The organism is Mesorhizobium sp. M4A.F.Ca.ET.020.02.1.1 (genome assembly GCF_004022645.1).
Classification (GTDB): Bacteria; Pseudomonadota; Alphaproteobacteria; order Rhizobiales; family Rhizobiaceae; genus Mesorhizobium.
Genome location: NZ_RZOI01000090.1, coordinates 1 through 13,497, shown reverse-complemented (window position 1 = coordinate 13,497; position 13,497 = coordinate 1). Strand labels below are relative to the sequence as shown.

General features: G+C 61.5%; 10 protein-coding genes. 3 read left to right on the top strand and 7 right to left on the bottom strand.

What is annotated here, in order from left to right:
* Together EN742_RS09020 and EN742_RS09015 are read left to right on the top strand one after the other, a co-directional pair.
* A partial coding sequence (locus tag EN742_RS09020; RefSeq protein ID WP_128332688.1) for a tetratricopeptide repeat protein occupies window positions 1-1,279 on the top strand: 1,279 nt, incomplete at its 5' end.
* 219 nt (window positions 1,280-1,498) lie between these two features.
* Window positions 1,499-4,384 (top strand): trifunctional glycosyltransferase/class I SAM-dependent methyltransferase/polysaccharide deacetylase, encoded by a 2,886-nt coding sequence (locus tag EN742_RS09015; RefSeq protein WP_126058892.1) that lies wholly within the window; start codon window positions 1,499-1,501, stop codon window positions 4,382-4,384.
* 79 nt (window positions 4,385-4,463) lie between these two features.
* Here the strand turns inward: EN742_RS09015 and EN742_RS09010 are convergent, their stop codons facing one another.
* From EN742_RS09010 to EN742_RS09000, 3 genes are all read right to left on the bottom strand, one after another.
* Window positions 4,464-5,849, bottom strand: coding sequence for a hypothetical protein (locus tag EN742_RS09010; RefSeq protein ID WP_126058891.1), 1,386 nt, complete (start codon window positions 5,847-5,849; stop codon window positions 4,464-4,466).
* A 69-nt stretch (window positions 5,850-5,918) separates the two neighbouring features.
* A complete protein-coding gene (locus tag EN742_RS09005; protein ID WP_126058890.1) occupies window positions 5,919-6,443 on the bottom strand; it encodes a GNAT family N-acetyltransferase in 525 nt (174 codons plus the stop codon).
* Between the two features lie 173 nt (window positions 6,444-6,616).
* Window positions 6,617-7,441, bottom strand: coding sequence for a hypothetical protein (locus EN742_RS09000; RefSeq protein WP_126059399.1), 825 nt, complete (start codon window positions 7,439-7,441; stop codon window positions 6,617-6,619).
* Between the two features lie 204 nt (window positions 7,442-7,645).
* On the opposite strand from EN742_RS09000, the gene EN742_RS08995 reads away from it, so the two are divergent.
* A complete protein-coding gene (locus tag EN742_RS08995; RefSeq protein WP_126058889.1) occupies window positions 7,646-9,061 on the top strand; it encodes an adenylate/guanylate cyclase domain-containing protein in 1,416 nt (471 codons plus the stop codon).
* A 21-nt stretch (window positions 9,062-9,082) separates the two neighbouring features.
* Here EN742_RS08995 and EN742_RS08990 read toward each other — a convergent pair whose 3' ends face one another.
* The 4 genes from EN742_RS08990 to EN742_RS08975 all read right to left on the bottom strand — a co-directional run.
* Window positions 9,083-9,562, bottom strand: a complete 480-nt coding sequence (locus EN742_RS08990) for a class I SAM-dependent methyltransferase (RefSeq protein WP_128332689.1) — start codon at window positions 9,560-9,562, stop codon at window positions 9,083-9,085.
* A 190-nt stretch (window positions 9,563-9,752) separates the two neighbouring features.
* Window positions 9,753-10,934, bottom strand: a complete 1,182-nt coding sequence (locus tag EN742_RS08985) for an ABC transporter permease (protein WP_126058887.1) — start codon at window positions 10,932-10,934, stop codon at window positions 9,753-9,755.
* Window positions 10,931-11,929 (bottom strand): ABC transporter permease, encoded by a 999-nt coding sequence (locus EN742_RS08980; RefSeq protein ID WP_126058886.1) that lies wholly within the window; start codon window positions 11,927-11,929, stop codon window positions 10,931-10,933. The genes EN742_RS08985 and EN742_RS08980 overlap by 4 nt, the downstream gene beginning before the upstream one ends.
* 2 nt (window positions 11,930-11,931) lie before the next feature.
* On the bottom strand, window positions 11,932-13,497 hold a 1,566-nt coding region (locus EN742_RS08975; protein ID WP_148670057.1), incomplete at its 5' end, for an ABC transporter substrate-binding protein.

Sequence of the window (13,497 nt, the reverse complement as noted above, 5' to 3'; positions counted from 1 at the left end):
GATCAGGGTCTATTCGCTGCAAGTCGGCAGCGCCGCGACCAAGGCGGCCGCGGCCTCGGAAACCGCGACGAGCCGGCCGACGACGGCAGCGCCGCCGAAGCTGTCGATCGCCGTCCTGCCGTTCGCCAACATGAGCGGGGACGCCGAACAGGACTACTTCGCCGATGGCATATCTGAAGACATCATCACGGCGCTGTCCAAACTGTCGCAGCTCTTCGTCATCGCCCGCAATTCGTCGTTCACCTTCAAGGGCCAGAACGTCCGTGTGCAGGAGGTGGGCGCGAAGCTCGGCGTGCGGCATGTGCTTGAGGGCAGCGTACGCAAGTCGGGGAACAGGGTGCGCATCACCGCACAGCTCATCGATGCAACTACGGGCGGCCATCTTTGGGCGGAGCGGTTCGACCGCGACCTGACCGACATATTCGCCGTGCAGGACGACGTGACGCAGCAGATCGTCGGTGCGCTGGCGCTCAATCTGACTGAGGGTGACCGTCAGCGGCTGGCGCCCGAGCACTCGCGCGACACGGAGGCGTATGACTATTTCCTGCGGGGCCGGGAACTGTGGCACCGGCTGACGAGGGAGACGAACATCGCAGCCCGCGACCTCCTGCAACGTGCCATCGAACTGGACCCGACGTTTGCCTCTGCCCACGCTTTCCTCGCCCTCACGCACGGACTCGATTACCTGAACAGGTGGAGTGCGTCGCCGTCGGAATCGATGGCGCAAGCGGAAGAGGTCGCAACGCAAGCGGTAACGCTGGATGGCAGCAATCCCTGGGCGCACTGGGCGCTGGCTATAACCAAGCTGTACACTCGACGGCACGACGGCGCCATCAACGAGGCCGAGCGCGCGATAGTCCTCAATCCGAACTTCGCCGAAGGGCACGTCATCCTCGGCGAGGCGCTGTACTATTCGGGCAGATCCGAGGAGGCCCTCGAGAGTTTCGCCCGGGGGAAGACCTTGAATCCCTACTTTCCGGACGTGCTTCTGCACTTCCAGGCTTTGGCCCAGTTTCAATTAGGGAGGTACGAAGAGGCCGTTGACCTTTTGATGCAACGGCTGGCTCGCAACGCCGTCACCGACGTCTCGCGCGCGCTTCTAGCCGCCTGCTACGGCCATCTGGGCCGTTTCGCCGAGGCCCGCGCGGCATGGGAGGAGGTGCTTCGCGTCAATCCCGACTATTCGCTGGAATACCGTCGCAAAGTCTTGCCCTACAAGAACCCTGCCGATTTCGAAGTCGCGGTGGACGGGCTCCGCAAAGCCGGTATCGTGCAATGACAGGGTGAGTCAGCGGGCGGGCCTTGAGCTGCGGTCGATCCTTTTTGCCTGTTTCTGGATCGCGCCGATCTTGACAGAGCAGTACTGCCATCCGATGCCATCATCCGTTTTTGACAGCCGACTCTTGCCGAAGAAAACCAAAGCTCGATGAACCAGGAAATCGCCGGCTACGTTTCGGAACCCTTGTTCTCCCCTCGAACCAGGCGCGGGTAAGACGGCGTGGCGCATGACCCCTTGGTTTCAATCGTGGTGCCTGCGCACAACGCGGAGGCGACGCTGGCGCGCGCGCTCGATTGCCTTCTCGATCAGCAAATGGCGGATTGGGAGGCGATCATCGTCGACGACGCCTCCACAGACCGCACCCCCTCGATCATCGCCGGCTATGTGCAGCGCGATGCCCGATTTCGGACGTTGAGGTCGTGCGCGTATAGCGCCGCCGCCGCGCGCAATAGCGGGATTTCGACAGCGCGCGGCCACTGGCTCATGTTTCTGGATGCGGACGATTGGGTGGATGCCAGCTTCCTTGCGAAAATGCTGGCCGCACTGGAAACCGCTGCCGATGCGGCGGCCGTCTATTGCGGTTCTCGGCGTGTGATGCCCGATGGCGAACTCACCCCGTCGAGCATCTCAACCGAGGTCGCGATCCAGCCCTTCGAAACATTCGCCCGCCAGTGTGCCGTCTGTACTCACGCGCTGCTGGTCGACCGGGAGACAATTGTCGAGTTGGGCGGTTTCGATGTGTCGCTGCGCACCTGCGAGGACTGGGATCTGTGGCAGCGCCTCGCACGCCTGGGCAAAAATTGGGTAATGGTCGACGAGCCGCTCGCTTTCTATCGGATCAGCCCCAACTCGCTCTCCCGCGATTCGACGCAGATGCTGGCAGATGCGGGAATCGTGATCGCCCGCGGCTTTTCTCCTGATTCCAGGGTCAAAGACCCGGCAGCGGCTCACGCCAATGGTGCGATAGAAGCGAACGGCTGCTCCGCCTCCGAAGCCCTCGCATGGTTCGCGTTGTGGAACACCGCGTCGGATTGCGGCCGAAGCTCGCTCCCGATCGACCCGCAGTCCCTGCGCGCGCTTCCGGTAGCGCGTAAGTGGGCGCGTGAGATCGCCAGGGTGGCCGTCGATGGCCTTATGGTAGGGAGCCTGTCGGTGCCGGCGCAATTGGCTGCCAGGTGGGACAGGTTCGGCGGCGCTATTACTGAGTTGATTATCGGACTCGGCAAGGTCTGGGACAATGCCGCCGCGGCTCGCCGCGTCCAGTATCACCTTGAGCAGATGCTTCTCGAGGCCGACGATCTTGCCGCGCCGCGCAGTCTGGCGCGGACACTTGGACTTCGCGTCGACGCTCGAAATCCGACCTCGACCGAACTGCCGGAAGGAACCGATCAAATCTATGCCCATCTGATCATGGATGGCCAGATCGACGCTGTCGTGCAGTTCGGCGTACTCGGAACAGTGACAACGGATCATTGGATCGAATTGATCCTGGACATCCTGCCCCCTGACCGGCTTTCAGACAGTGCCGAGGCATTATCCACAGCGGAACGCCGGTCTGATCCGGACAGCCACTTCGGCAAACTCGCGCAATTGGCCGCGGAAGCGCTGGAGCTGGTTCGGTCGAGCGCCGAACCCGCAGAACCTCCTGCAACGCCGCGCCGAGCACGGACCACGGATAGGAGTGATCGCACGGCGTTCTGGAATAGCTATTTCGCGACCGAGGATCCCTGGAGCTACGGTTCGCGCTATGAGCAGGAAAAATATGAGCGGCAGCTCGAAATCCTTCCTGCCGGTCCCATCGGACGGGCGCTTGAGCTGGCCTGCGCGGAGGGCCACTTCACGCGGCAGCTGGCGCCGCGTGTGGGCCGTTTGACCGCAACTGACATCTCCGCCATAGCCATCGAGCGGGCGGGCGCGCGATGCAGCGATCAGCCGAATGTTGAGTTCGGCGTACTGGATTTCGCTGCCGACACGCTGCCGGGTGGGATGGATCTGATCTTCTGTTCGGAAGTGCTCTACTATCTGGATGATCTCGCCGAGCTGCGGCGCATCGCCAAAAAATTCGCCGAAGCATTGGCGCCTGGCGGCAGTTTCATCAGCGCGCACGCATTCGTGCTGCGTGACAATGTTGAAAGGACGGGCTTCGACTGGAACACATTCGGTGCAAAAGCGATCTCGGAGACGCTGGCAGCGACCGAAGGTCTCGTGCTCGAGCAATCGATCCAGACCGAGCTCTACCGTATTGACCGCTTCCGCCGGCTGTCGCCGGACGATGTGGCGACGGAACCGGTGATCGATTATGTGCCAATCCGCGCGCCTATCGAAATCAGCGTCGCGCGAAATATCGTCTGGGGCGGGGCGCGGGCCTTGCGCCGCGACGTCGCGCGTAACGAGCGGCGGCAGCGTATCCCTGTCCTCATGTATCACAGCGTCTCCGACGATGGTCCGGCCGCGCTCGCCCGCTTTCGGCTCACGCCCACCGCATTCGCCAGCCAGATGAGATGGCTGCGCGCCAATGGCTTTCACGCGATTAATTCCGAGCAGTTGGAAGGGTTCATCGCCAACCGCAGCCCTTTCGTTGGCCGCCCGGTGCTCATCACCTTCGATGACGGCTTCCAGAACTTTGCCGACCATGCCTGGCCGACCTTGCGCGCGAACGACCTGACCGCGGAAGTGTTCCTGGTGACGGACCTGGTGGGTGAAAGCGCACGCTGGGACGCCGAGATCGGCCCGCCGACGCAGCTTATGGACGCCGGGACGGTGCGACGCCTCTCCGCCGAAGGTGCGTTCTTCGGAAGCCATCTGGCGACGCATCGCGCCATCGATGGTCTGTCGAGTTCTGGCCTGGCCGCCGAGCTCCTGCGCTCTCGTATGGTCATCGAACGGTGGATCGGTCGGCCAACCACGGCGTTCGCGGCGCCCTTCTCTGTCACCGACCGAAGGCTTGGCCGGCTGGCCAGGGAGTGCGGCTATCGGATCGGCTTCGGCGGTAGACACGGGCCGGCGGACCTCGATTGCGATCCCATCGACCTTCCGCGCATCGAGGTTCGCGGGGATCGCTCGCTCGATGACTTTGTTGCCATTGTCGAGGCGGTGCTCGAATGATGCGACTGGATCAGACGCCGCCCTCGCTTGCGGTTGCGCACCAGAACATCCCCCTGAAATAGGGCCTGACGTGAGAGGCTCAGGTCGCCTTGATTCCTGCCTGGCCGATCTTGCGCCATCGGGCGTTTTCACGAACCAGTTTCAGGTCTTCGGTCGTCTCGGCAAATGTCCGCAATCGGTATTGCCGAAGCAAGTCCGGGAAGAGCGCCCCCTCCGGCAAGCCGGCAAGCTGCTCGCGGACCGAGGTCTTCTCATCAATGACCCGAGTGCCCCAGGCATTTTCCCGTACCTGCAGCTCCGCAGCCAGATCGCGCTCTTGCGGCACGTTTTCGTCTAGCGCAGCCAGCAGGATCGAGTGGAAAAGCGCTACATAGCCGATCTGCCTCAGGCCGCCCACGACCCGCACCCGCGGCAATATGGCAAGGGCGAGGAACATCAGGAACAAGTTCGGCAGCAGCACGCCATCCAGCAGCGCCTGCCCAAGCTGCGGCCGCTCGAACGGGATGGAAAGACCATGCGGCCTGTCAGGCTCGATCAGGTGCCCGTTCTTCAGCACGAGCTTGCGTACTCGCTGCTCGCGGATACCCCAGAAATAGTCCGTGGCATTGGGCAGGAATCTGCCGAATGGTCCCGATGCGGCCTCTTGCAAGGCATGCTCGAGGCGCTGGCGTCTTGCGGGCTCGATGAGCAGCTTGGAAAGAAGGCTGCCGTCATCTTCCAGATGCCGCGCTACAGCAACCGCGGCGAGCCGATCATCGATGAAAACCGGCAGGGCCATGCCGGAACGATCCCAATTGGTGACCAGATCCTCGTTGAGGGCTGTCAGCGCATCGGCAGCGGTTCCAAACACCTTGTTTTGGCTGGCAAGCAGCGTGCCCAGCCAGCGGCTGGCATCGGTTTCATCGCCGACTGCTTCGAGCGCACGCTTGTTGAGGGAGACGGGACCGGCCGCGCAGGCGCTTTTGCGGCACAGTTTGTGGCGGCCCATGCCAAACAGGTTGACCTTGTCGTCGCCGACATCGAGCCAGCCCGGCCCCTCCCGGCCAATTGTCTCCATGGTCATCGTCGTTCCCATGAAAGCGAAGAAGGCCGACAGCCCGCTTTCGACCGCGCCGAGCCAGGCAAGCAGGAGGGCATCGAAGGTGATCCGGTCCATCAGAAGCAGGCAATGCAGGCCGGACTGAATCACCGGTCTGTGCTCGAACTCTTCGAGGGCCTTGCCGATCTCCTCAGGCTGCACAATCACACTGAGGCGCTGATGCAGGACTTCGCGCAGGATCGAGCGGGCAGCGATCGCCGGGCCTGATGCAGGCCTTGCCACCGGCCGCCACAGATGGCGGGCGTAATCGGAAACCTGTGAATTCCAGTTCTGCTCGATGTCACGCACCACTTCCGGGCAGAGCAGCGAAAGCACCGCCAGAATTTCCGCCGGGGGCGTAGGGGGTGGATCAAAGACGGCGGTCATTGGTCCCGTCTAGCCGCTTGCGGTGCAAACGCCAAGGGAGACCAGACAGTTAAGACCATACAGCGGATCCTAGAATCGCAGCCGGGCCATGCTCAGCAGGTCGTGGTACTGCCCGTCGGTAAAGCCGGCCTTCACATGCCGACCTTCGACCTCGAAACCGTGGCTGGTGTAGAGACGGATGGCCGGTTCGTTGTCGGCATAGACCGTCAATTCGACCCGTTTCAGGGCCCGCCAGTTGTCGGCCACGTCAAGCAGCGCGCCAAGTATGGCAGAGCCAATGCCCTTGCCGACAAAGGCATCGTCGACGCCGATGTTGATCTCGCCGATATGCGAACGGCGCGGCGAACCCTGCACGACCAAGCTGCCATGGCCGACGACCTTGCCGTCCAGCTCCGCAACGATCCAGGTGGTTTCCTGGCCGGACTTGGCGATGCGCCGCTCCACCTGCTCCACCCTCTCGAAGGGCATCCTGAAAGTGCCCCAGCGGAAGCCCGGCATGTTGAAGATCGTGCAAAGCGCCTCCGCATCGCTTGGCCGCACGGGTCGGAGCTGCGGCTGGATTTTCTCGGAGGATGGCGAAGTCGTGCTGTTCATGGCGTTCCCGGCTAGAGCAATTCCAGGAAAGTGTAAGCGGTTTTCCGCCCGGAATTGCGTCCGAACAAAGATAGAGCAGTTCGCCGTTTCCTTTGGAACGATGAAATGCTCTATGGTAATCGGCTGGGCACGATGCACCGGACGTCACCTGAAAATCCAGCCGTCTCTGCAATCTATGATGCCGATTGCGAGCCAAAGTAACGAGAGGCGACGTACAGTTTGAAGACGCCGCTGATGCCGATCCAGCCGAAAAGGGCGAGCCACGCCAATGTTCCGGTCGCCGTCCAGCCGATCCGGTGCACCGCGGCGTCGGTGATGACGAGGCCAAGGATGGCAAGCAGGCCAACCAGAAACTGCGCCAGGCCGAGCACCAGCAGTTCCTCGCGCGGCGCGCTTCTCCACACAAGATATATGCCGCCCGCACCGGCGAGGAAGATGGCGCTATAGACCTGAGCGTGGAAGGCATCGACCGGCCATGGCCAGGTGCTGCTGAATGTCAGGGGAAACAGCAGCAGACCGACGCCATAGAGCCCAAGGATCGCCGATTCCACCGGCATGTAGCCGCGCCATGCGGCGCTTAACGTCACGCCTTTTGCCGAAGGACGCGCCCTGGCCCGCCACAGGAACACCCCGGATACCGCGACCGAGCCAAGATAGACCAAAAACCAGAGCCACGGTGCTTTGCGCTCGAAGTTGAAATAGCCGAGATTGATGAATGAAGCCGCCGACACGATGACGGTGAAGATGAAGGCCATGACGAGCACGAGCCTGCCGGGCGACCAGCGATTCCACAACAGGAGCGCCGCCATCACGACCATTTCGGCGGTGTAGAAGCCGCCGAGGAAGCGGGCATTGAACGGCGTGACGGCCCAAGGCCAGCGCGGCTTGACCAGCACAGGCGCGAAAAACAGGCCCGCGCCCACGATCAAGACGATGATGACCGCCACAGAGAAAAGGCGCAGGGCCGCGGGAAACGGTGGGTTGTTGGATGTCGGCATGGGAGCGAGCCCCAAAGATGAATGCCTATATACCATCAAAGTGCCGCTTGCGGCCGGTGAAAATCTGCCGAATGGGAATTGAACTGTCACCAGGCTCATCTATTCGAATGGCCGTACGGTCCGTTTCGACGTAAAATGGGGCACTCGGACCAAAGCGCGGTCCGGTCAACTCGCCTCGAGGGCGCATTTTCCGGAGCCTGCACGATGAACGAAGCCCAGGATCTGTTCTCGCTTCTGCGGCAATCGACCGATGTCGATCCACTGGCAATCGAAGCGATCAAGCGAACCATCGCGGAGGGCGAGGACCGTGAACTTTGCCGCATCAATACGCTGGCCTTCGCCAGCAAGCATGGCCTCGACGAGGAGCGCGCCATAAGCGCCTTTCTCCATGCTGCGCGGGTCGGCATCTTCGACATTTCCTGGAATGTCCTGTGCCCCGGCTGTGGCGGCGTGCTCGACACCAACGCCACGCTGAAAACCCTTCAGAAGGACGAATACAGCTGCGCACTGTGCTCGCAGGGCTATTCGCCGACCCTCGACGAGATGGTCGAGGTGACATTCACCGTCAGTCCCCGCATACGCAGGATTGCGGCCCACAATCCACACGAACTGCCGATGGTGGAATATTTCCGCCAGATCTACTGGGCGTCCGGCGTCGATGTCCCGGATGAGGATTTCGCGAAAAAGCTGGAAGCGTTCTCGCTGGAGGATATCGAACTAGCGCCCGGTGAAAAGGCGGTTCTGCCCATACAGCTTCCGTCCGAATTCATTATCGTCTTCGAGCCGGTCACCCATTCAGCGCAGTTCATCGACGTGAAGGGCGAACCAACAAAGGAGCGCCGAAGTCTCTCTTTAGTCTTCGACCGCGACCATATCCAGAACCAGACGCTGGAGATGCAACCTGGCCCGTTGCGCATTTCGCTGGAAAACAGGACCGAAACCCGCGTGCTGCCGACGGTCTTCATCGCCGGCGAGGCATTGCATGATTTCCTGGGCAAACGCCGGCCCTTCCTCACCGCCAAGCGCCTGCTCACCAACCAGACGTTCCGCGATCTCTATCGCACGGATACACTCGACATCGACCAGCGCCTGAAGATTACCAGCCTGACCTTCCTGTTCACCGACCTGCGCGGATCGACCGCGCTTTACGAGCGGGTGGGCGACCTTGCGGCCTTCGATCTCGTGCGCGCGCATTTCCAGATTCTGCACGAGATCGTGGCGGCGGAGGCCGGCGCGGTGGTAAAGACGATCGGTGATGCGGTTATGGCGACCTTCGCGACGCCCGATCGTGCGATTGCCGCGGCCCTCAGGATGCGCGATGCGATGCGTGCGCTCAACGACACGAGCGGGCGCGAGGATTTGCTGCTCAAGATCGGCGTCCATGCCGGCCCCTGCATCGCCGTGTCTTTGAACGAGCGGCAGGATTATTTCGGCCAGACGGTCAACATTGCGTCGCGGGTCCAGAACCTTGCCAACGCACAGGCGATCTTCGCCACTCGCGCGGTGGTCGACGACAATCTCACCGCCGACCTGTTGCACAGGAACGCGCTGACGCCCGTAGCCCACGAGGTCTCGCTGCGCGGCATTGAGCGAGAGATAGCAGTATATACGATCCCTTGAAGACCTGAGTCGTTCCGGCTCTTACACGCGCCTATAGATAAAATAACGATCTGCGGGCACCGAAGGCGGCGGCAAGAGGCGCTGCAACTGCGGGTGGTCGAGCGGCGTGCCGCTGACCGCGATGCCGCCGACGCGAAGCAGGCGCGCGGTCAGATCGGGAAGCCAGGTAGCGGTCACTGCATCGCGATCTTCATAGCCGGTGCCAATGTCGGCATGAACAAGGGCGGCGTCTATGCCAATGAACCTGTTCGCCGTCTCGCGTATTTCGCCGAGCACAAGGTTTTCAGCTTCGGGGATTGAGCTGGCGTGCGCGGCGAGCGCGCGGTCGAATGCCACGATCCGGCGTCCGGGCAGGCGCTCGCGCAGATGATGGAACGTCCGGCCGTTGCCGAGGCCGAGTTCGAGCACGGGGCCCTCGATCTTCGCCACCCCCGCGCAGACTTGATCGAGAATGTCGCGCTGTGCGGTCAGCCTGCGGATGAAGCTCTCGAGGCGAGACATATGCGTCTGTGTCCTGAACCGGCTCAAGTGATCGGCAATGCCCGCGACCATAACGGTTCACGGGTTAAACCCCCGATCGAGCCTCGCCGCATATAGAGGCGAACGATCAACACCGCAACAACCGAACAGGCTGCCAACAGGGGTCTTGCCGGTGCAGCCGGCGGGCCCGGCGCGCGGCGGGACAGCGATGTCACTTGTAGGGGTCTGCGGCGTCCCGCAAGCCGTCGCCTAGGAAGTTGAACGCCAGGATGACGAGAATGACGGGGAGCATCGGCAAAAGCAGCCATGGATAGAACGCGATCACGCTGACGCTGCGCGCCTCGGTGAGCAGGATGCCCCAGCTGGTTATCGGCGCCCTCAGTCCGAGCCCGAGGAAGCTGAGCGCCGTCTCGCCCAGGATCATGCCTGGTATGGAAATCGTCGCCGTCGCGATCAGATGCGACATGAAACCGGGAATGAGGTGCCGCCGGATAATGCGGCTGCTGCTGGCGCCCATCAATTGCGCGGCCAGAACGTAATCCTCCTCGCGCAAGGCTAGAAGCTTTGAACGCACTGCCCGCGCCAGTCCGGTCCAGTCGAGCAGCCCGAGGATGACGGTGATGCCGAAATAGATCAGGATCGGACTCCAGGTCATCGGCATGATCGCGGCCAGAGCCAGCCATAGCGGAATGCTGGGAATCGATTGCAGAATTTCGATTATCCGTTGAACGATCAGGTCGAAGATACCGCCGTGATAGCCGGCCAGGCCTCCGATGACTATGCCAAGCAGGAAGCTGAAACTGATGCCGACGAGCCCGATTGTCAGTGAAATGCGTGCGCCATAGATGACGCGCGAGAAGACATCGCGCCCTAGCCTGTCAGTGCCGGCAAGAAAGAGCTGGCCGTTTTCGGCAGGGCAGACAAGGTGCCTGTCACCTTCGATCAGACCCCAGAACCGATAACCGTCGCCCCTGCAGAAGAAGCGGATCCGCTGTACATCATCCTGTCTCTCGATGTAGTTCCGCTTGAGCGTGTCCATATCCAGCGTCATCTGGCGGCCATAGACGAACGGCCCGACGAACTGGCCGTTGTGGAACAGGTGCACCCGCTGCGGCGGCGAATAGATGTAGTCCATGTTGCGCGTGTGCAGATTGTAGGGTGCCAGGAACTCGCAGATCAGTATCCCGAAATAAAGCGCTGCCAGGAACATGCCGGATATAAGGGCAAGCCGATGCCGTCGGAATTTCCACCACATCAGCCGCAACTGTGACGCCTGAAAAACCTTCGACTGCTCCGGCGTCATCGCCTCGACCGACTGCAGGTCAAAGGGCGCGATGGAAACGTAGTGTTGCAGTGGGGCACCCGGAGCGGGCAGCGGCGATTGCGTGTTCATTTGGTGCTGCCGCCCTGCAAACGAATTCGTGGATCAAGCAGCGCCAGCGCCAGGTCGGAAATCAGGACTCCGATGACCGTCAGGAAAGCGAGGAACATCAGGAACGACCCCGCCAGATACATGTCCTGGCTCTGCAGCGCCTTGATCAGCATCGGCCCGGTCGTTTCCAAAGACAGCACGATCGCCGTGATTTCAGCGCCGGAGATAATGGCCGGCAGGATGGAGCCGATGTCCGAAATGAAGAAATTAAGCGCCATGCGCAGCGGATATTTGACCAGCGCCTTAAAGGGATGAAGGCCTTTGGCGCGCGCGGTCACGACATATTGCTTGTGTAGCTCATCCAGCAGGTTGGCGCGCAGCCGCCGGATCATGCTTGCCGTGCCCCCGGTGCCGATGATCAAAACCGGGATCCAAAGATGGGCGAGGATCGACTTCGCCTTGGCCCAGCTCATCGGCTCGCTGAGATATTGCTGGTCCATGAGATGGCCGATGGACGTGCCGAACCAGATATTGGCGAAATACATCAGGATCAGCGCCAGCATGAAGTTCGGAATGGCAAGGCCGAGAAGGCCGAAGAAGGTCAGGCCGTAGTCGCCCCAGCTGTATTGATGCGTGGCGGAGTACATGCCGATCGGAAAGGCGATGAGCCAGGTGAAGACGATCGTGACGAAGGAAACCAGCACGGTCAGCCACATTCGCTCCCCGACGACGTCGCGAACTGGCAGCTCATATTCGAAGGAATAGCCGAAATCGCCGTGCAGCATCCCGCCGACCCAGTAGAAGTAGCGAATGATCGGCGGCTTGTCGAAACCATAGTCCTTGCGCATCATCTCGATGCGATCGGAATCCACCGCTTCGCCCTGAGCCCGAAGCTCGGCAACATAGCTGTCGAAATAGTCGCCAGGGGGAAGTTCGATGATCGTGAACACCAGCGCCGATATGACCAGCAGCGTTGGAACCATCACGGCGATGCGCCAGACAATATATCGAAGCACGCTCAGGTCTCTCCAAGCCAGAATGTATCCGGCATGTAGACACCGAAATAGGCTGTCGGGTCGTAGCCGTAGAGCGCCTTTTCAGGCAGATTGCGCAGCCGCGAGGATGCCAGAACCGGCTGATGCGTTCCGTTCACCGTGCCGATCGAGAACACCTGATCGGTGTAGATCGACAGCATTGAATTCCAGATTTCGGCGCGCTCCGTGGCTTCGGTCGATGCATTCCAGCGCTTGAGCAAAGCCATCAACTCGACCACAGGCGCAAGATCGGGCGCCTCGCCGAGCGTGCCGTGAGACAAGTAGTGAGCACCCCAGAGCGGCCATTGCAGCTGGTCGTCGATGGTGGGGGCCAGCTGGTACGGGTTCATGTCGGCGGTCGGCACGCCATTGTCGATGCCCGACCACATCGACATCATGATCTGGCCGCCAAGCGCGCGGCTGCGGAAGATGTCGCGCTGCGAAGTCCGGATAAACAGCGCAATGCCGATCTTGCGCCAGTGATCGGTGATGAGTTCGAGTGCGTCGGTTTCCAGCGTGCTTTCGCCGGCCGTTTCCACGATGATCTGCGCCGGGCGTCCATCGGGAAGTATCCGCAGGCCGTCATCGTCACGCGTCTGAAGCCCGACCTCGTCGAGCAGGGCATTGGCCTGGTCGGGGTCATGGGCGACCCAGGCTTTGGCAAATTCCGGCCGGTAGAGCGGGCTCTCCGGCAGGACCGTATCGGCACTTTCCTGCGCCAATCCGTAGAACACGGCCATGTTGATCTCGCGCCTGTCCACAGCGAGCGAAAGTGCGCGGCGCACGCGAACGTCGCGAAGAAGGCCACGCCACACCTGGTCGGCGCAATTCAGATTGGGTAGCAGCGCCAGCCGCGAACCCTGTGTGCGTTTCCAGAGATGCATCTTCACCGGGTACCGCTTCTCCGCGTCCTTCAGGAAGGCGTAGTCGGCGAAGTCAATTCCCATGCTTTGCAGGTCGCTCTCGCCCGCACCGGTCTTGGCGGAAATGATCGCCGACGAGCTGACATTCATGACGATGCGGTCAACATAGGGTAGTTGCCGGCCATTCTCGTCTATTCGATGAAAGAACGGGTTCCGCTCGAAGACGAACTGTTCGGCCGGCGGCTTGGTCCGGTTCTGCCAGGGATCGAGCGTCGGCAGATCCGGGTTCTCCGGGCGATACTGCCGCGACATGCGGATATGCAGGAGCGTCCATTTCTTGGCCCGGTTCTCCTTCATCAGGCCGGCGAGCCGGAATGGATCCTGATATTTCTTGTGGAACTGCTTGAGATAGGCGGCCGGCAGAACAAGCGATAGCGGCGAAGCAGCAGCGAGCTTGGGCAGGAAGTCGGGATTGGGCGCATCCCAACTATAGCGGACCGTCAACGGATCGACGATGTCGAAGCGCGGCGGCTTGCCGTCAGCCAGCAGGGCTGGGGCGAGCCCGCCTTGCGAAAGCTCATCGTTCAGCCAGACATCTTCCCAACAATAGCGAAAATCCTCCGGCGTCAGCGTGCCACCGTCAGACCATTTATGCCCTTCCCGTATCTTGAAAGTGAAGACGCGATC